The following is a 20009-nucleotide window of genomic DNA, read 5'->3' as shown; positions in this document are numbered from 1 at the left end:
ACCCATACGGTGGTATTATTCAACTTTTTTCTGGCTGAGGTGCCAATTTTTCGAGATTCATTTTGTCAATTTTATTTAGCTATAATTCATTCAATAATAAGGTTTTATCGCATATAACAATTGGCAGGTTCTTGTACTGATAAGAACTAAAAACAGAGAACCATTAACTAAACTAAACATATGAGTAAAATTTACAATCGAAGGGGTATATTATTATACCTCAAACGTACCTGTACGGGCAACGCAAAAATTTTGTCCATTTCATTCCTACTCCTTTTTACTGGTTTTAGTGCTTTTGCACAAAGCATCATTGTAGGTACCGTTAAAGACAATAAAGGGGTAACCTTGCCTGGCGTTAGCGTAAAGGTGAAAAATACACAGATTGGCACCCTTACTGATGTCCTGGGTAAATACACCATTAAAACTGAAAGTACAAATCAAACACTGGTGTTTACTTTCATTGGTTTCGCTACAAAGGAGGTTCTTGTAAATGGCCGCACAAGTGTTAACATTACCTTAGAAGATGCTTCGCAAGGGCTTAACGATGTAGTGGTAATTGGTTATGGTACGGCGCAGAAAAAAGACGTAACCGGTGCCGTTTCGAGTATTAAAGCTGCACAACTTGAAAATGAAAACCCAAACAGTGTTACCGATATCCTCCGTGGAAATATTCCGGGTTTAAACGTGGGTTTTAATAACAGCGCCAAAGGTGGGGGAGATCTCCTGGTACGTGGAAAAACCACCCTTACCGGTACCACCACGCCGCTAATTGTATTAGACGGGGTTATTTACATCGGTCAATTGTCTGATATTAATCCCAATGATATTGAATCGGTAGATGTACTGAAAGATGCCAGTTCACTGGCTGTTTATGGTGCCAAGGCAGCAACGGGGGTGGTAGCCATTACCACAAAAAAAGGTAAAACAGGTGCACCAACCATTAACGTAAATGTAAACTTTGGTATGGCTACCCTGGCCCAGGATCAGCAGGTATATGATGGTCCCGGTTTTTTAAACTGGCGTGCCGATGTACAGCGCAGTGGAGGGGTTAATCCGCCATATATTTACAACGATCCGAATAATCTACCAGAGGGCGTAACCTTAATGCAATGGTTAAACGGACAAACTAGCGCAAATCCGACCGATCTTTGGTTAAGCCGCCTTGGGTTATTGGCCAACGAGAAAGCAAATTATCTGGCCGGAAAAACAACAGATTGGTATAATATGCTTTTTGTTACCGGGCAGCGCCAAGATCATACCTTGAGCCTTAGCGGAAAAAAAGAAGAAGTTTCTTATTACATGTCTTTAGGCTACCTTAAAAATGAAAGTATTATTGCCGGTGGCGGTTTCAGCACTTTCCGTACCCGCTTAAATCTCGAAGGTAAAGCAGCAAAATTTTTAACCCTTGGCATGAACCTTCAATTTGCCGATCGTGACGAAGGTGCCATTGAAGCACAGTTTTCGCAATTGCCTGATTTATCTCCATATGGCGATTTTTATAATGCAGATGGCTCTTTACGAAGAATCCCGACTGATGATAACGGCCTTAATGCCCGTAATCCTTTTCTTGATCAGACATATAACTCAAGGCTTCAAAAACAAAGCACCTTATTCGGCAGCATTTATGCCAAAGTACAATTGCCCTTTGGTATTACCTATCAGGCCAATTTTAGTCCAGGTTTAGATCAGTACCGTACCTTTAACCACTTATCTTCAAAAAACCCAAATGTGGCTACTCCGGGTGGTTCGGCAACAAGGGCAACTGAAACGAGGTACAACTGGCAACTGGATAACCTCTTAAAGTGGAACAAAACTTTTGCTACTGATCATAATGTGGATGTAACCTTGTTGGTGAACGGCGAAAAATATTCTACCTGGTATACCCTTGCAGGTAACGAAGGTTTTGCCCCAACAGATGTGCTGGGTTATCACAATATCCAAAGCGGAAACAAACCAACCGTAAGTAGCGATGATAAAGTGTACACCGGAGATGCCCTATTAGCCAGGGTAAATTATTCGTATAAGGGCAGGTATGCTTTAACAGGTTCGATCCGAAGAGATGGTTATTCTGCTTTTGGAGCAGCTAAAAAACGGGCTAATTTTCCGGCTGCTGCGGTGGCCTGGACGGTAAGTGAAGAAAGTTTTTTGAAACCGGTTAAATGGATCGATTTCTTAAAACTTCGTTTATCATATGGTATCAACGGAAACAGGGAAATCAGGGATAATAATAATGTAATTGATCCTTATGTTGCCTTACAAACTTTGGATGGAGGTAAATACCAGGCGGTAAATAGCAGTGGCACGCCGATAGAGGTAAATACGGTAGTAAACAGTTCCAGACTGGCAAATCCAAATTTAGAATGGGAAAAAACCAAATCTTTAAACCTTGGTTTAGATTTCGGATTTTTGAACAACCGCATTAGTGGGTCGCTTGAGTTGTATGATAAGAAAACTTCAGACCTTCTGATAAGCCAAACATTGTCGTCTGCAGGTGGCTATGTAAATGTTAATGCCAATCTGGGCCGTGTAAACAACAAGGGTATTGAGTTTGGCATCACTACTAAAAATTTTACAGGAGGGAACATTACCTGGAGCAGTACAGCAAATTTTTCACTTAACCGTAATAAAATAGTGGCTTTGGCAACACCGAATGATGACCCTGGAAATGGCTGGTTTATCGGAAAAGATATCGATGTAATTTGGGAATATCAGATTTTAGGGGTTTGGCAGGAAAACGAAGTACCAGAAGCCAATAAATTTAATAAAGGCATTAAACCGGGCGATTTTAAATTATTGGATGTAGATGGTAATTATGTTTACAATGATGTTGATAAACAGTTTATCGGTTATAAAAGCCCAAGATTTAACTGGTCATTCCGAAATGATTTCAATATCTATAAAAATTTCGATTTTTCATTCCAGTTAATATCGAGCTGGGGGCAGTTAAGGGCCGATAACCAAACTAAAAACCAGCCTGGAAGTGTGGGTTTTGGTCGGTCGAGTTCATATGTAGTACCTTATTGGACCCCAAGCAACCCGATTAACGATTATGCCCGCCTAAACTCAGGTTTAAGTGGCGTAAGCTTTAATTCTTATCGCAAAAGTTCGTTCATCAGGTTAAATACCATTGCCCTTGCTTATAGCCTGCCAAAAGATTTTTTAGGAAAACTAAAGATACAGAGTGCAAAAATATATGCTAACGTAAGCAATGCAGGCGTATATGCACCCAATTGGAATCAATGGGATGCGCAAACGGCAGACAACAATGGAAACCCTGTTCCAACACCAAGAGTTTATACTTTCGGATTGAATGTTACCCTTTAAAAATGACGAAAATGAATATCACATATAAAAAAATAATTCCATTTGTTGCCCTCGTTGTGCTGTTGTCAGCAAATGGATGTAAAAAATCAAACCTCGATTCAGAATTACTATCGAAGTTGGAACCTCAAACAGCCTTAACAAGCGTTGCCGCCATGAAAGCTGCCATCGCTGGTATTGGAGCCAATGTACGCAAAGAATTTACAGGCGATATGGCCCCAATTGTTACCGAATCTATCTTTTCGGAGGTAGCTGTTGATGGAACTACCGATAAAAGTACACAAGCACAGGATATGGATACCAGGGTAACTCCCGACGCCAATTTGGATAACCCGGATTTTAACAGGATCGGTTTCTACTGGACAGAAGGTTTTAGAGGCGTACGGATGGCAAATACCGTAATAACCTATATTGATAATGTAACCTATAAAGATGAGGCAGAAAAAAATGCCATCCTTAGCGCCGCCTACTTTTACCGCGCCTATTACTATTACCGTTTGGTGCACCAGTTTGGCGATGTACCTTTAAATTTAAAAGATATTACTGCTCCAAAACTGGATTATTATTCAACCAGGCGCGATGTAATATTGAAAAAAATGCAGGAGGACCTTTTATTTGCCGAAAAATGGTTAAAGGATGGGGTAGACCGTGGCGATGTAACCAAAGGGGCCTGTAGCCATTTGCTTACTAAAATTAACCTTGCTTTGGGTGATTTTGATGCCGCCATTACCTCTGCCAACAATGTAATTAATAGCGGTACTTATAGCTTAATGCGAAACCGTTTCGGCAGCACGGCCGGCGATGCCACCAAAAATGTGGTGTGGGATCTGCACCGAATGGATAACAAAGCTATTGCAGCCAATCGTGAAGCATTGTTTCTCACCATTGATAGGGAAACTTTACAAGGTGCTACCGATCTTGGATCGCAGGTAATGCGAAACTGTGTGCCGGCATGGCATTTTGCCAATTTAAAAACGCCGTCGGGTGCTACGCAAGCCATTGTTGATGGGGTAAATGTAGAAATACCTTTAACGCTAATGTATGGGAGGGGTATTGGGCGCTATCGTGGCACAGCCTATAGCACCAAAAACATCTGGACAGATAATACCGATTACCGCCATGCACCAGGTATGTGGATGAACATGACTGATCTGGTATACAATAATCCTGCACTTAAAACTTCTGCTAACGCAACCGAAAAGGCATTATACGGTAAACCGCTGGTTGATATGACGCCTGCTAATGTAAACAACATGTTTTTAAATAAAGGGTTGGATACCATCCGCCACTTCTTCGGTTGGCCGCATTATAAAACATTTATCAACGCTACCAATGCACTTGCCGTTGATAAATACTGGACGCCACCAAGAGGTACCAATACCGACTGGTACATTTTCCGATTAGCCGAAACTTACCTGTTAAGGGCAGAAGCCTATTACTGGAAAGGCAATTTAGCATTGGCTATGGCCGATTTAAACCAGGTACGCTCCAGGGCAAACGCAACATTATTAACCGATGCTTCGGCCATTACCATCGGAACGATTTTGGATGAACGCGCAAGAGAACTTTATTATGAAGAACCGCGTAAAACCGAGCTTACCCGTATAGCTTATATTTTTGCTACTACCGGAAAACCTGCTTATAATGGTAAAACCTATAATATGGCATCGTTTTCTGATAATAATTTCTTTTACGACAGGATTATTGAGAAGAATGATTTTTACCGCAACAAAGTTCAAACTATAATGGGGGTAAACTTTAAAATTTCCCCTTACCATGTGCTTTGGCCTGTTCCGGGAGCGGCGCAACGTTTTAATACCGGTGGGCGAATTAATCAGAATAAAGGATATACCGGATACGAAAGCAATGTTCCGGCTTTAGATAAAATTCAATAACGCAATGTTGTTCAGTTGAGGGGTAAATCAATAAAGATGTCATCCTGAGGGATAATTTATGGTATAAAAATCAATATGAATGACAGAGGAACTCATGATGGCAATATTCCTCGATAAATCGTCATTGCGAGAAGGCATTTTCAGCCGGCAAGCAATCTTACAACGATCGCTACTAGCGTGCGCTTTAATATTGCTGCCCCGTAAAACGGGACAGCTTGTTCCTCGCAATGACGACCTTATTACTGAAGTAGCGCTTAGAATTTTGCAAATACATTGGAGGTTTAATGATGTGCTGGAACGGTTGCTTACTGTTCCGGCCATTTTAAAATCTCTGCCAGCTCTCCGCTCCCGTAACGCATCAATATCCCGTACCTATGGAAAATAAACCTGTTACATTAAAACTGATTGCAAAAGAACTCAAACTATCCATATCAACTGTTTCCAAATCTTTAAAAGATTATCCTCGGATAAAAGAGAGTACCAAACTCCGTGTAAAAGAACTCGCAGCACAATTAAATTTTACGCCCGATATTTCTGCATTAAGGCTAAGAGACCGGAAATCGCGCATTATAGGCATTATTTTGCCCAACCTGTCCGATCATTTTTTTACCCGTAGTATTTATGGTATGGAACAGCTGGCCACTACAAATGGTTATAATATCATCATTAGCCAATCGCACGATAATTTTGAAATGGAAGTGAGCGCTGCAGCCACACTTTTAGGCTCGAGGGTAGATGGTTTGATTGTGGCCATTTCAAAACAGACTTCTGAATTTACCCATTTAGACCAGTTTGAAAAAATCGGGATCCCTGTAGTGTATTATACCCGTAACCCTAGTTTTAACCTCAACTGCCACAAGGTTTTGGGAAACACCCATCAGGGCTGTTATATGGCAACAGAATATTTGATTAACAGGGGGCACAAAAAAGTGGCTTACCTCGGTGGGCCAAAAATGGTTAACTTTAGTCACGACCGCTTTTCTGGTTATATCAATGCCCTAAAGGATAACCATATCCCTTTTAATGCCGACCACGTAGCCTATACCGATTTTGATGATGAAAATACACTGGAAGCCATTAAAAACCTCTTCAGTGATCCCCAAAACGGGCCGACGGCTCTGGTGGCTTTTAAAGAAAAATTACTTTTTGATACCATCAAATTTTTAAGATCGGTTGAACATCCCGGGCATAAAAAATTGGAGTGTATTGGTTTTGGCAACGATCCGATTATTGCCTACCTCAGTTCACCCCCAATTGCATCGATAGAAGAAAACCCCGAATCGCTGGGCGAACAAGCTGTTGCTTTATTGGTTAAGCTCATTAATGGAGATATTGATGCCAAAGATTATAAAAAGGTTATTGTTAACTGCAATTTAAAGATTCATCAGCCGATGTAAGTTGTTGTAAATTAGTGTTGTTGGTTTTAGAAACAAATCATTATTTCAATCGTTGTAACATCGAAAAAACTGCATTTTCATGCTTTTAAGATTCTATTAGTCTGTTTAAATTTACGTTAATATGTAAGTTAGTATGTCAGATAACTGCTAACTAAAACGATAAAAAATTTCTTAACAAAAAAATGGTAATGAACTATCAAGGATAGGGCGTTGCGCTTCGCGAAAAAAACACTAACCAAATTTAAATCTAAAAAAATTACAATGAGTCAAAAAATGAATTCGATGCATTTTATTGCATCCCTATTGCTTGTACTTTCCCTAAGTATTTATGGTTGTCAGAAAAAAAATATAGAGGAGCCGGCTCCTGGAAGTCTTAGTTCTCCCGAAACACTTGCAGCTGCTAATCCGGTTGTATCAGCAGCAGTATACCCGAGCAATATTAACACCGGATTTACCCATGCAGACGGTGCTTACACTTATGGCGAAGCCAGTGCTGATTTTGGCGGAGCCAATTTAACAGGTTGGAACGAAAGTAGGGCCTATATTTCAGGCAACTGGGCAAGGGCTACACTTGCGCCTAATTCAGTATCAAATGGTTTAATTGCCGGTGCCGATATTTCTGACGGTTCTGCTTATGAAGCTACTTTTAAAGTACGTTTCCATAGCCAGTTCGATTGGAGCAGGGGTGGTAAAGTTGGTTTTGGTTTCCTGATCGGCGAAGGAAATACCGGTTGCGATATTGCCAGTGATGGTAACGGCGGAAGCTTACGTTTAATGTGGTACAATACCGGTAGCCGTGTATTTTTTCAACCTTACGTTTACCATCGGGATATGGCCGGCCCTTGCGGCGATACCTTCGGAAAATCTTATCCTTCGTCAGGCAGTCTGGTTAAAGGCGATACCTATACCGTCCACCTTTATGTAAAAAGTAATACCGGATCAAGCAAAAACGGCTGGGTACAGGTGCTCATTAACGGTACAACTGTTTTGGATCAATCCATCCGCTGGACAACCAACGATGCACAACGTTTGATTAACAGGTTATCATTCCACAATTTCAGGGGTGGAAAAGATGTAGCAGTATGGGGTTCGAGCCAAACCAGTTACATTTATTTTGATGACCTGGTAGTGAATAAGATCAATTAATTATAAGGGATTTCCCAAAAAGAATAATCGTCATTTCGACTGGAGCGCAGCGAAACGGAGAAATCTATGGATTAAATTGTAGATTTCTCCAATACGGTCGAAATGACGATACTATAAAACTGTTAAGGGATAATCTATACCCTTACCTCTTTACCACTTCAACTTTAACACTTTTATAAGTATTCTCCACAATTGTATTGCTAAAAGGAGCAACATTCTGTATTACCGGCGAAGGATACCTCTTCGTATCAAATTTACCTGTCCAGTCTGCATCCTTACTATCGCCAATTAATATGCCTGTTGCAGCATTTGATATTGCGTTGTTTTTTATTACACAATCGCTGGCAGCAATATAAAAACCGATTTCTTCTTTTCCTTTTGCCATTCCGTACATCAATCTGATGGCTGTTTGAATACCATCGATTTTATTGTTAATAACCTGGTGACCTGTACCGTTAATACGGATACCACCCGTACCACCTTTAAAAGTATTATCGGCAATGATGCAATCATGCCCACCACGCATCACGAGTTCTCCGTCGTTATCTTCAAAATAATTGTTAAGGTATTTATTGCCGCTGCTTTTGTTACTGATGACTTCATTTTCGCCATTGCAATGGACAAACTTGTTTTTGCGCACCGTAGTTTCTGGTTTCTGGTTGCCTAACAATACCGGATCCTGACCGATCTGAACACATTCACCCCCATTTCCATTTGCCCAGCTTACTTTATTTTTATCCCTGAAAATATTGTTTTCAATCAGCGTGAATTTTGGATAGCTATCTTTGGTGATTCTAACCTGCACATCCTGATTATCGATATTAGAGGTGAAACTACAGCCCTCAATCATGTTGTTGCTCCCACTACCCGAAATGATTACCAAAGGTGTAAATTGAGCTTTAACCTGGTTTGCAGAAAAATTACAATTCAATACCTGGCAGTTATTACTGGTACTCAGTTCTATCAATACACCTGTTTTACTTAAAATACAATTTTTAAAGTCGACACCCTTAATCAGTATGTAATCTCCGGATATATGGAATACAGGTTTGTTTACATTGCCTGAAAAAATAACCATTCCAGGTTTTTCTGCCCGGATAATGATCGGTTTTGCGGAAGTTGCATTAGTGTTGATGTTTAATGCCCAATCGGTATAATTTCCGTTTTTGATCTCAACTTCATCTCCGGCAAGTAATAAAGGTTGAATGGCTTTAAATTCCTGTTCTGAACCAACATGGTACACTTTGGCAGTTATTTTTTGTATAAAAATCAAGAAAAATAAAACGCAGATGGTTAGTTTCTGAATCATGGATAATGGTTTCCTCAAACATACTAAAGCAAAGGATGATATTGCATTAATAAATCGTTTTTATCAGCAATTTTACAGCATCTGAGCGCCTTATGGTATATTTTTACACTTATGAGTAGGATTGGCCTAAAAAAATAAAAGGTACGACAGGTCTTTTTTAATTTATTAGGCTTATTTTTGCGGCAATTATAGAACCATACAGGTTATTATTTATGCCTGTAAACCTCGACAATCATTAGAAAACAAATCATTATCAATGACAAACGACAAAAAAGAAATATTCGAAAGCGTAGCACAACGTTTAAAAATTGAAGGTTTTAATGTAGTAAACCGTGATGAAACCCGTCCGTGGGGTGGTTTCTTTGTAATAGACGAAGCGCAGGCACAACAATTTGCCGATACTTATTTTGATGGATTAAATGTTGAAGACCTTAAAATTGGTGGTAAATTAAGCCCGAAAATTTTAATCGTTGCCCCAAATACACGCCTTTCATGGCAATATCACCACCGCAGGGCCGAAATCTGGCAAGTGGTAACCGGTACCGTTGGTATTAAAACCAGCCAAACCGATGAAGAAGGTGAAGTGAAAAAATATGCACCGAAAGATCAGATTAAATTACAACAGGGCGAACGCCATCGTTTAATTGGTTTGGATGATTGGGGCGTTGTAGCAGAAATCTGGCAACATACCGATGCTTCAAACCCATCAGATGAAAGCGATATTGTACGTGTTCAGGACGATTTCGGCAGATAATAAAAAAATCAATAGAGAATCCTGTTCTGTTGCAATGGAACAGGATTCTTTTTATCTAAACGCTTAAAAATAAGCGCTTTTCTTTGCGCTAAAAAACTAAACGCCCTCAAAATTCGTTTATAAAGCATACACATCATACATGATTATCTTCATTTTTTTTCTTTGTCATTGGTTCCTATCCCTGTTTAGTCAAACCTTTTTTCTTCACCGTTACTCATCACATAAGATGTTTAAAATGGAGCTTTTTTGGGAGCGGTTTTTCTATCTGGTTTTACTGATTTCGCAAGGTTCATCATTTTTAAACCCAAGGGCTTATGCTATTCTGCACAGGATGCACCATGCTTACAGCGATACTGAGAAAGACCCGCATTCGCCACATTTTTTTAAGGATGTTTTCGGGATGATGATTGCTACGAAAAACATGTACATGAATTACCTGCAATTTAAAATACAGCCAGAACCAGCTTTTCAGGGTAATTACCCAGAATGGCCTATTGTTGATAAAATAGGAAATTCATGGGCCTGGAGAATTGCCTGTGGCTTGTTTTATATTGGTTTTTATATTGCTTTTGCCAACCATTGGTGGCTGTTTATCTTATTGCCAATCCATTTTTTAATGGGGCCTTTGCACGGTGCGATTGTAAACTGGTGCGGACACAAATACGGTTACTCGAACCACGATAACGACGATCATAGTAAAAACTCTTTACCATGGGATTTCTTGTTAATGGGCGAACTTTTTCAGAACAACCACCACAAAAAACCGAACAGCCCTAATTTCGCTACTAAATGGTGGGAATTTGATCCAACATACCCGGTAATGAAAGTTTTGCACTGGATGCGGATTATCAAAATCAGGAAGGTTTAATCAGAAAGTTTAAAGCTCAAATACTGAAGTTGAAATGTCAATGTTGCATTGATCAATTTGTCATCCTGTTGCGATAGGTATTGGATGCAATGACGGATCTTTTTTATCATTCTCTTCCTTATCCATGGTTTGTGTCCCGACACAGACCATTTTAGTTTAATAGCGAAAATCCTTTTTGTTTGCAGCAACCTCGAATACTGCACGACAGCACCTCAAAAAGATTGAAGCAAATGGCAGGGCTTTCGGAACCGAAACGAGCAGGAAGCTGCTTTTCAAAAAAAAAATCTTTAATTCTTTTTGCCACGAAACATAGAAAACACGGATAACTCAAGCTTTATCACCCTCTACCCAGTCGAAGGGCAATACTGATTAAGTTTAATAAATCCTTTTTGCTTATCTTCCCGTATATAAGGCAATCTGTTTTAAAAATTAAGCCCCAGCTGATGATCAATTTCCTTAAAATTATTTTCTCTGCATTATTTGTTTTTATGTGCTACAAAGTAATTACCACTTCGTTAGAAAGCAACCTGTTTGATCAATGGGATTTTCTGGGTAGCATACCCTGGATGCGTGCCACCCTTTGGGATTTTTACGCTAACATCTTCATTATTACCCTTTGGATGTTTTATAAAGAAAAAAGCATTATTCTTAAAATCTCTATTACCATTTTGTTCGTATGTTTAGGCAGCATAGCAACCTTAGCTTATGTTTTAGTGCATTTATTCAAACTAAAAGATGGCGAAGGTGTTAAAGAATTGCTGGTAAAAAGGTAGAAGGCAAAGGTGTAAGGCTGAAGGTAAACCTAAAGCGGAATGCATTTCCTTAAACCTTATGCCCTAAACCCTAAACCTTTTATGGATTATAAACATCTACTTTTCATCGCCCTCATTTCGCTTATTGCCTGTTGCTTTATAATGGCCATGGTTTGGCTCTGGGCAAAGAAAATTAAAAACGCAGGGGTGGTTGATGTTTTCTGGGCATTAAACTTTCCGGTAATTACACTGATCACTTTCTTTTTATCTGATGGCTACGATCCACGTAAAATTTTAATCTGCGGTATGTTTTTACTGGCCGAATTGCGGCTGGGTATCCACCTTTGGCAACGCGTTATTGGTCATTTAGAAGAAGAGGAGGGGCGCTACCAGCAACTCCGTAAAGAATGGGGCGATAAGGCTGAGCGGAATTTCTTTGTGTTTTTTCAGTTCCAGGCCATATCGAATGTGATTTTGGCGGTGCCGTTTTTTATCATCACCGCAAATCAATCGCAGGCCATTTCGATTTTAGAATTTATTGGTGCTTTGGTTTGGGTAATTGCTTTTTTTGGAGAGATGATTGCCGACCGGCAACTCGCTGCATTTAAAAAGGATCGCAGCAATAAAGGCAAAGTGTGCGATACCGGATTATGGCATTACAGTCGCCATCCAAACTATTTTTTCGAATGGTTAACCTGGATGGGCTATTTTATTTTTGCGCTCGCCTCACCATGGGGAATTTTGGCCATTATCAGTCCTGCGATAATTTTATATTTATTAACAAAAGTTACCGGAGTGCCAAACAATGAAGAACAAAACCTGCGGAGCAAACCCGTGGCTTATAAAAAATACCAGGAAACAACGAGTGCCTTTTTTCCGTGGCCTAAAAAGAAATAGTCAGGGGTCTGAAAGACCGGGGTTGGCTGCCAATTAATTTCCAGCATCATTAAAACTGTAAAATCAAAAATAAACAATCTGCCTTTAGGTATTTTGCGTATAAAACAACAATACCGGACCTCCGACTTCGGACTTCCGACCATCAAACTTCAAACTTTATGTGGTACGATAAACTTTTAGAAAACGATAAACTTCCGGATACTGCTTTGCGTATCGGCATCAGAAAATTATGTAAACAACGCTTAGATGATGAAACACTTGGCGATGAAGAGCTACAGCAAGAAAAATTTATGGACCTGGTTGCCGAATTAAAGCAATCGCCGATTGCCGTAAATACAGCCGATGCCAATGAACAACATTATGAATTGCCAACCGAATTTTTTCAGTATTGCTTAGGTAAAAATTTGAAATACAGCAGCGGTTACTGGAAACCAGGCGTAAAAGATCTTGATACTTCTGAAGATGATATGCTGGCCTTAACCTGCAAAAGGGCAGATTTGCAGAACGGACAGAATGTGTTGGAACTCGGCTGTGGTTGGGGATCACTTTCTTTGTATATGTCGGCCAAGTTTCCGGAGAGCACTTTTACCGTGGTCTCTAACTCGGCCACGCAAAAAATCTTTATCGATGAAACGGCGAAACAACGTGGTATACAGAATTTAACGGTTTTAACTGCCGATATGAACACTTTTACCATTGCCGACACCTTTGATCGGGTGGTTTCGGTAGAAATGTTTGAGCACATGCGCAATTACAAATTTTTACTCAATAAGGTTGCTTCCTTTTTAAAACCAGATGGCAAACTGTTTGTACATATTTTTACGCATAAAACCCTCGCTTATAAATTCGAGGTGATAGATGAAACCGATTGGATGAGTAAATACTTTTTTACCGGGGGCATTATGCCATCAAACCATTTGTTTTTCTACTTTAACGACGACCTGAAAATCGATAAACACTGGGTGGTAAACGGAACCAATTATGGCAAAACATCCGAAGCCTGGTTAAGCAATATGGATAAGCATAAAAAAGAGATCATGCCTATTTTAGAAAGTACTTATGGTCAAGATCAGGCGGTAAAATGGTGGGTGTACTGGCGCTTGTTCTACATGTCCTGCGCCGAATTGTTTAATTATAATAAGGGGAACGAATGGATGGTATGCCATTATTTGTTTCAAAAGGTTTAAGATAAAAGCGTAAGGTTTAGGGTTTGTGGGCACATCCGTCTCAAATCTAATATCTCATATCTCACATCTCAATTATCAAATCTATCAAAATGCAAAAACTCGCCATTATCGGCTCCGGAATAGCAGGCATGGGTTGTGCCCATAAGTTGCAGCACCAATACGACATTACCCTTTTCGAAGAACTCGATTATATCGGTGGGCATACCAATACCATTACGCTCGAAGAAGATGGGAAACCCATTTACCTGGATAGTGGCTTTATGGTTTTTAACTATCAAACCTATCCAAACCTGACAGAGATGTTTGCTGAAATAGATGCCCCGGTAATTAAAACCGATATGTCTTTCAGCGTGCAGTTTCTGCCAAAAAAATTAGAATACAGTGGTTCGAGTTTAAACCATCTTTTTGCACAGCGGAAAAACCTGTTCAATATTTCTTATTTAAAAATGTTGATGCAGATTAACCGTTTTAACAAACAAAGTGTAGAGATTTTGGATAAACCTGAATATCAGGATTACTCTATCGGGCGATTTTTTAAGGAATTTGGTTATAGCGACGATATGCTTTGGCAATACCTCATCCCGATGAGTGCAGCTGTTTGGAGCGCACCAATGGAACAGATTTTGGATTTTCCGGCGGTTACCCTCATTCGCTTCTTTCAAAATCATGGTTTTTTAGGCCTGGATACCCAGCATCAATGGTATACTTTGCAAAACGGAAGTCAGGCTTACCGTGAAAAATTAATCGCGCCATTCCGCGACAGGATAAAAATCAATAATAAAATTGTTGCCGTAAGGCGTTTGGAGAATGGTAAAGTTGAAGTAGAAAATCAAAAAGGGGAGAAATTCGAGTTCGATAAAGTAATTATGGCCAGTCATGCCGACCAGACTTTCGAGATTGTAAAGGATAAAACTGTTTTAGAAACCGAATTGCTTTCTAAATTCAAATATCAGTTAAATAAAGCTGTGGTACATACCGACGAAAAGCAGATGCCAGAAGCAAAACTAGCCTGGAGCAGCTGGAACTACCGGGTAGAAAAACAAGGCGACAGATTTTTGCCAAGTACCATTTATTGGATGAACAATTTGCAGGGCGTTTCTGAAAAGCAGAATTATTTTGTTTCTATTAACCCAACCGGAACGTTAAATCCTGAAAAGGTGATCAAGGAAATCGATTATCACCATCCTTTGTTTGATGTTCCGGCCATGCAGGCACAGGAACAATTATACAAACTAAACGAAACTGGCCCGATATATTATTGTGGAAGTTATTTTAAATATGGTTTTCATGAAGATGCATATAAAAGTGCGGTGGATTTGTGCAAGGGGCTGTAATGGAATATCTCTTTTAAAGTTACCGTCATTTCGAGCGGAGTGAAGCGTAGTCGAGAAATCTGTCTAGATAGATCTCTCCATTTCGCTGCGCTCCAATCGAGATGACGAATCGATGCAATACAACCAACAAAAAAATGTAAATTGTAGTAACAATGGAATTTAACTCAAACATATTCACCGCTAAAGTGATGCACCATCGCCTGGCGCCCAAAAGACATTCTTTTTGGTACAGGGTGTATATGTTCTACATTGATCTGGACGAGCTGGATTTGCTAACAAAAAAACTTCGCTGGTTCAGCAGGAATAAATTTAACCTTTTTTCTTTCCGTGATGCGGAGCACCTCCAGTTGCCAAAAGAGAATCCCGATAAAACCAAAAATACCCGCCAACACTTAGAAGATTATTTAAAACAGAATGGGGTAGACGGTGGCGGACTTAAAATAAAACTGTTGACCAACCTCAACGTTCTGGGCTATAATTTTAATCCCGTTTCGTTTTTTTATTGCTTCGATAAACAGGATAATCCCGTTTGTTGTGTGGCCGAAATCAGCAATACTTACCACGAAATGAAACTTTTTTTCTTCGGAAAAGATGAGCTGGATGGCGATACCTTTAAAAAAATCACCATTAAATATTTTTACGTTTCACCCTTTATCGATCACGATAATGCTTTCGATTTTAAATTAAAAGTGCCGGGTGATAAGCTTGATATTAAAATTGATGATCTTGATAAAGATGGTAACCGGTTTTTTATCAGTACCTTAATGGGAGAGGAAAAGCCATTAACTAATTCCAATATGCTGAGGTATTTTCTCTCTATACCCTTAATTCCCTTGCAGATAATGGGCATGATTCACTGGCAGGCCTTTAAACTTTGGATAAAAAAAATACCATTTCATCCGAAAGGCGAAAACCCTGAGCTGCAACGTAACGTATATAAACCCTATAAACCACAAATCAAATAGATCAAAGATTATGAATACGCTTACCGCTACCAGAACATCAACAGGTTTTTTCGAAAGGGTGGTGCTCAATGCACTGTCTAAAATGACATTGGGGAAATTAGAACTTTCACTGCCAAGCGGCGAAACTTTGATTTTTGGAAATGGTGAACATAAAATTGAAGCACATATTCAGGTTAATCATCCCGATTTCTTTAAATCTATTGCGCTTTATGGTGATATTGGCTTTGGCGAAGGTTACACGTCGGGCCTGTGGGATACCACAAACATTACCAATGTAATTAAATGGGTAATCCTGAATATCGAAAATGCCCCCTCAGTTACCGGGAGTAAAGTGAAATCCATTGCTTTGGGCATTTTCAAATGGGTTAATAAAATTTATCACGTACGCAGGGCCAATTCGCTGGCCGGATCGCAGAAAAATATTTCAGAACATTACGACCTGAACAATGATTTCTTCGCGACTTTTCTGGATAAAACCATGACTTATTCAAGCGGTTATTTTAATCCCGAAGATTTAACTTTAGAAGAATCGCAATATGCCAAATATGATCGCCTGGCGAAACAGTTAAAAATTAAAGCTACTGATCATGTTTTGGAAATCGGAAGTGGCTGGGGCGGAAATGCAATTTTTATGGCCAAAAATTATGGCTGTAAAGTTACTTCGGTTACCATTTCTAAAGAACAACAGAAGTTGGCCATGGAGCGTGTTAATGCCGAAGGATTGGCTGATAAAGTTTCGGTTATCATTCAGGATTACCGTAAAATTGAAGGTGCTTTTGATAAAATTGTTTCCATTGAAATGCTGGAGGCTGTTGGGCACCAATATTTGGAAACCTATTTTGAAAAATGCCAGGAACTTTTAAAACCGGATGGAATTTTTGCCTTTCAGGTGATTACCTCACCCGATTGCAGGTATGATAAATTAAGAAATGGTGTAGACTGGATTCAGAAACACATTTTCCCGGGATCACTTTTGCCTTCGGTAGGCGCAATGAACAAAGCCATAAATGAAACAGGCGATTTAACTCTTGTTGATTTAAAAGACATGGGCCTAGATTATGCACGCACACTTCATTTCTGGTTTATCGAATTTAATAAAAATCTCGATGAGGTAAAAGCACTTGGCTTTGACGAAACCTTTATCCGCAAATGGAACTATTACCTTAATTATTGCGAAGCAGCCTTTGCCATGCGGAATATTAATGTAATGCAGATGGTGTATTCAAGGCCGAATAATATTTCGAGGTAGAGGTGTAAGATGGATCATTGCGATTAGTCTGAAGTCCTGAGTCGATTAACCGGTTTAAACAATTAACCATTAGTTATGGACGATGGGTTATTAACCAATGCATTATTGACTGATGAACCAATCTATTTACCGATAAAACCACGTCATTCACCGAACAAATCATAGGGTTGGTGTAAAAAGTATAGCGTATAATTGTAACAAATTGCAAATTACGCAGACTAATTACAAAAAGACTAACTCTTGACATGAAAAAACTTTTACTATTAACCTTCATCCTTGGACTATTTTTTAAAGCACAGGCCCAATTTCCTGGTGGCTTTGGTGGTGGGGCTAAAAAATCTACTGTTACCGGACGTATTACAGCTACCATACTCGATTCATTAACTAAAAAACCGATTGATTACGCAACAGTATCATTGGTTGCCGTAAAAGATAATAAATCTGTAAATGGCGGTGTAACCGACGAAAAAGGAAAATTAACCTTACAAAATGTTTCGCCTGATGCTTATAAACTGATGATTGGCTTTATGGGTTACAAAACAAAAACTATTTTGGTTACCACAACACCGTCTAAACCGGATAATAGCATTGGAACCATTTATATTTCAGGATCGGAAAATACTTTAGCTGATGTTCAGGTTCAGGGAACCAAAGCGGTTATCGAAAATAAAATTGATAGAATGGTGTATAATGCCGAGGCTGATGGAACAAATGCCGGTGGCGATGCAACCGATGTGATGCGTAAGGTACCGATGTTATCGGTTGATATGAATGGTAATGTGCAGTTACGCGGTGGCGCAGTTCGTGTTTTAATTAATGGAAAACCTTCCGGAACCATGGCAAGCAGTGTTTCTGATGCCTTAAAAATGATCCCTGCAGAACAAATTAAAAGTGTTGAGGTGATTACCAGTCCGTCGGCTAAGTACGATGCAGAAGGTTCGGGTGGTATCATTAACATCATCACTAAAAAATCAAATGCACAAGGGGTGAGCGGTTCAGTAAATGCATCAGCAGGTACGCGTCAAAACAACGGAGCATTTAACATTACTGCAAAAACTGGTCGCTTGAGTGTAAATGCCAACCTGGGTACAAACCTTGCTTATGCACAAAATTCGAGGGTAGTTATCGTAAATAATACCACTGTAATAGATCCGGTTACCAATACTGTTACGCCTAATAATGTATCACAAGATGGTTATTCTAAATGGAGCCGTAAAGGTTACAATGGTAGCTTTGGTGCAGATTACGATTTTAATGCCTATAATAACATCAGCACAACGGTAAAAATGAACAGCTTTTCAAACGGTGGTCCTGGTGCAGCTAATTATATCATTAATGGTGCGCCTGCCAACAATATCAGCGATATGGATATGACTTTTAATAACCTTGACTGGAACGTTGATTACAAAAAGACAACTAAAAAAGAGGGCGAAGAATTTAGTATTTCAGGCCAGCTTTCTTCAGGCAGAACCCCATTGCACTTTAGTAATATTTTGTTTTCAGACCTATACCCTAACGGAGCGGCAACCTCAAGCTCAAATACCGGTAAAAACAAAGAATATACTGCTCAAACCGATTATACTTATCCATTTACCAAAAGCACTATTTTAGAGGTTGGTGTGAAAGGCATTTTCCGCGATATTTCGAGTACTTATGATAATGGTGGAGCACAGGATTTCGATTATAGCCAGAATGTGGCATCAGCATACGGGGTAATCAGTTTCGATTTGGCGAAAAAAATTAAGTTTAAAGGAGGTTTAAGGGGTGAGTACACAAAAATCGACTTCAATACCAGAGATAATGGAATAGAAACAAACGATTACCTGAATCTTTTTCCGAGTGCGATTATCTCAAAAACCCTGAAAGGAAATGCAACACTGAAATTGAGCTATAACAGAAGAGTTCAACGTCCTAGCCAATCTTATTTAAATCCATTCAGAAATACGAGTGATCAATTTAACATCATACAGGGTAATCCACAGTTGAACCCTGAATTAAGCGATAACTTTGAATTGGGTTATTCTACTTTTATCAAAGGATCGGTAATTAACGCTTCTGTTTTTTACCGCCGTACAGGTGGGGTAATCGAGAGCTCGATTTCTTCTACCAGAGATGGAAATACGAACAAAACTCTTACCTCATATTTAAATGTGGGCAGGGCGCAAACTTATGGTGTAAACGTTTTTGGATCTTACAACCCAAAGCCAAAATGGACTTTAATGAGTAACATTGGTTTAAATACTTATGAAGTATCAAATGCTGAAACAAATGTAAGTACAGGTACTTTCCTTAATTATAACATTTTTGCCCGCTCTGCTTATGGTTTCGGTAAAGGTTACAATTTTGAATTATTTGGTGTAGTAAATTCGCCAAGAAGAACCTATCAAGGTAAAACAGATGCAATGATTTTTTATGGTGCATCATTCAAAAAGGATATACTGAATAAAAAAGGCTCAATAGGTGTAAATACGCTGAATCCTTTTACAAAAGATCTTCATATCCAAACGGTGAACAACTCTGTTACGCCTACGGGAACAGTTTTTCAGAGTCAAAATATTTACTATCCGTTACGTTCCTTTGGTGTTAACTTCAGTTATTCGTTCGGTAAACTTAAATTCACCGAGAAGAAAAAAATCAAAAACGACGATATTAAACAAGATCAGCAACAAGGTGGTATGGGCGGCGTTCAACAGTAAAAACCCAATCCAAATATAAATTTTAAGTCTTTCCGGTAATCCGGAAAGGCTTTTTTGTTTTAATGGAGGTTGTTTAGCACTTAAATGATCTAAGGTGACTTGGTTGGTCACAAAAATGAAGCATGTTTTATTTGGTAAGTTTCATTGAAACCACCTTATTACTGATCCTCTCTATGTGATATACTGCCTGGTAAATTTGCAATTTTGTTGTCATCCGGTTTGCGTGTTTATGCGGGATA

The 20009-nt window shown here is 39.3% G+C and carries 14 protein-coding genes; 13 read left to right on the top strand and 1 reads right to left on the bottom strand.

The features are described from left to right. Positions 1 to 180 precede the first annotated feature (180 nt). The 4 genes from R2R28_RS13430 to R2R28_RS13415 all read left to right on the top strand — a co-directional run bounded on the left by R2R28_RS13430 (position 181) and on the right by R2R28_RS13415 (position 7759). Positions 181 to 3324: a SusC/RagA family TonB-linked outer membrane protein gene (locus tag R2R28_RS13430; protein ID WP_316826201.1), complete on the top strand. Its 3144-nt coding sequence runs from the start codon at positions 181 to 183 to the stop codon at positions 3322 to 3324. 11 nt (positions 3325 to 3335) lie between these two features. Continuing rightward, the gene (locus R2R28_RS13425) at positions 3336 to 5216 is read left to right on the top strand and encodes a RagB/SusD family nutrient uptake outer membrane protein (protein WP_316826200.1); all 1881 of its coding nucleotides are present in this window, start codon (positions 3336 to 3338) and stop codon (positions 5214 to 5216) included. 374 nt (positions 5217 to 5590) lie between these two features. Then, the gene (locus R2R28_RS13420; protein ID WP_316826199.1) at positions 5591 to 6613 is read left to right on the top strand and encodes a LacI family DNA-binding transcriptional regulator; all 1023 of its coding nucleotides are present in this window, start codon (positions 5591 to 5593) and stop codon (positions 6611 to 6613) included. A gap of 261 nt (positions 6614 to 6874) precedes the next feature. Next, complete coding sequence (locus tag R2R28_RS13415) at positions 6875 to 7759, top strand: polysaccharide lyase (RefSeq protein ID WP_316826198.1); 885 nt, start codon at positions 6875 to 6877, stop codon at positions 7757 to 7759. A 142-nt stretch (positions 7760 to 7901) separates the two neighbouring features. Here the strand turns inward: R2R28_RS13415 and R2R28_RS13410 are convergent, their stop codons facing one another. After that, positions 7902 to 9068 (bottom strand): chondroitinase-B domain-containing protein, encoded by a 1167-nt coding sequence (locus tag R2R28_RS13410; protein WP_316826197.1) that lies wholly within the window; start codon positions 9066 to 9068, stop codon positions 7902 to 7904. A gap of 256 nt (positions 9069 to 9324) precedes the next feature. Between R2R28_RS13410 and R2R28_RS13405 the strand changes: the two genes are divergently transcribed. The 9 genes from R2R28_RS13405 (at position 9325) to R2R28_RS13365 (ending at position 19770) form a co-directional block, all read left to right on the top strand. Then, positions 9325 to 9822, top strand: coding sequence for a phosphoheptose isomerase (locus R2R28_RS13405; RefSeq protein ID WP_183761882.1), 498 nt, complete (start codon positions 9325 to 9327; stop codon positions 9820 to 9822). A gap of 139 nt (positions 9823 to 9961) precedes the next feature. Beyond that, a complete protein-coding gene (locus tag R2R28_RS13400) occupies positions 9962 to 10690 on the top strand; it encodes an acyl-CoA desaturase (RefSeq protein WP_316826196.1) in 729 nt (242 codons plus the stop codon). 389 nt (positions 10691 to 11079) lie between these two features. Next, positions 11080 to 11463, top strand: a complete 384-nt coding sequence (locus R2R28_RS13395; RefSeq protein WP_316826195.1) for a DUF1475 family protein — start codon at positions 11080 to 11082, stop codon at positions 11461 to 11463. A gap of 39 nt (positions 11464 to 11502) precedes the next feature. Further along, positions 11503 to 12339, top strand: a complete 837-nt coding sequence (locus R2R28_RS13390; protein ID WP_316826194.1) for a DUF1295 domain-containing protein — start codon at positions 11503 to 11505, stop codon at positions 12337 to 12339. A gap of 158 nt (positions 12340 to 12497) precedes the next feature. Then, on the top strand, positions 12498 to 13526 hold the full coding sequence (locus tag R2R28_RS13385; RefSeq protein WP_316826193.1) for a cyclopropane-fatty-acyl-phospholipid synthase family protein: 1029 nt from the start codon (positions 12498 to 12500) through the stop codon (positions 13524 to 13526). Positions 13527 to 13615: 89 nt separating this feature from the next. Then, on the top strand, positions 13616 to 14860 hold the full coding sequence (locus R2R28_RS13380; RefSeq protein WP_316826192.1) for an NAD(P)/FAD-dependent oxidoreductase: 1245 nt from the start codon (positions 13616 to 13618) through the stop codon (positions 14858 to 14860). Positions 14861 to 15012: 152 nt separating this feature from the next. Next, a complete protein-coding gene (locus R2R28_RS13375; protein ID WP_316826191.1) occupies positions 15013 to 15825 on the top strand; it encodes a DUF1365 domain-containing protein in 813 nt (270 codons plus the stop codon). Between the two features lie 10 nt (positions 15826 to 15835). Next, positions 15836 to 17074, top strand: coding sequence for a cyclopropane-fatty-acyl-phospholipid synthase family protein (locus R2R28_RS13370; RefSeq protein ID WP_316826190.1), 1239 nt, complete (start codon positions 15836 to 15838; stop codon positions 17072 to 17074). A gap of 245 nt (positions 17075 to 17319) precedes the next feature. After that, positions 17320 to 19770: an outer membrane beta-barrel family protein gene (locus tag R2R28_RS13365; RefSeq protein WP_316826189.1), complete on the top strand. Its 2451-nt coding sequence runs from the start codon at positions 17320 to 17322 to the stop codon at positions 19768 to 19770. Positions 19771 to 20009: the final 239 nt, after the last annotated feature.

Origin of the sequence: Pedobacter miscanthi (assembly GCF_032678605.1) — a bacterium.
Taxonomy (GTDB): Bacteria; Bacteroidota; Bacteroidia; order Sphingobacteriales; family Sphingobacteriaceae; genus Pedobacter; species Pedobacter miscanthi_A.
This window is presented reverse-complemented; position numbering and strand designations above follow the sequence as displayed.

Bases quoted from the DNA above. Each gene is read 5' to 3' on its own strand.
- R2R28_RS13390 (WP_316826194.1), top strand. From the start codon at position 11,503: ATGCATTTCCTTAAACCTTATGCCCTAAACCCTAAACCTTTTATGGAT.
- R2R28_RS13370 (WP_316826190.1), top strand. From the start codon at position 15,836: ATGAATACGCTTACCGCTACCAGAACATCAACAGGTTTTTTCGAAAGG.
- R2R28_RS13430 (WP_316826201.1), top strand. From the start codon at position 181: ATGAGTAAAATTTACAATCGAAGGGGTATATTATTATACCTCAAACGT.
- R2R28_RS13425 (WP_316826200.1), top strand. From the start codon at position 3,336: ATGAATATCACATATAAAAAAATAATTCCATTTGTTGCCCTCGTTGTG.
- R2R28_RS13420 (WP_316826199.1), top strand. From the start codon at position 5,591: ATGGAAAATAAACCTGTTACATTAAAACTGATTGCAAAAGAACTCAAA.
- R2R28_RS13415 (WP_316826198.1), top strand. From the start codon at position 6,875: ATGAGTCAAAAAATGAATTCGATGCATTTTATTGCATCCCTATTGCTT.
- R2R28_RS13385 (WP_316826193.1), top strand. From the start codon at position 12,498: ATGTGGTACGATAAACTTTTAGAAAACGATAAACTTCCGGATACTGCT.
- R2R28_RS13410 (WP_316826197.1), bottom strand. From the start codon at position 9,068: ATGATTCAGAAACTAACCATCTGCGTTTTATTTTTCTTGATTTTTATA.
- R2R28_RS13365 (WP_316826189.1), top strand. From the start codon at position 17,320: ATGAAAAAACTTTTACTATTAACCTTCATCCTTGGACTATTTTTTAAA.
- R2R28_RS13400 (WP_316826196.1), top strand. From the start codon at position 9,962: ATGATTATCTTCATTTTTTTTCTTTGTCATTGGTTCCTATCCCTGTTT.
- R2R28_RS13380 (WP_316826192.1), top strand. From the start codon at position 13,616: ATGCAAAAACTCGCCATTATCGGCTCCGGAATAGCAGGCATGGGTTGT.
- R2R28_RS13405 (WP_183761882.1), top strand. From the start codon at position 9,325: ATGACAAACGACAAAAAAGAAATATTCGAAAGCGTAGCACAACGTTTA.
- R2R28_RS13375 (WP_316826191.1), top strand. From the start codon at position 15,013: ATGGAATTTAACTCAAACATATTCACCGCTAAAGTGATGCACCATCGC.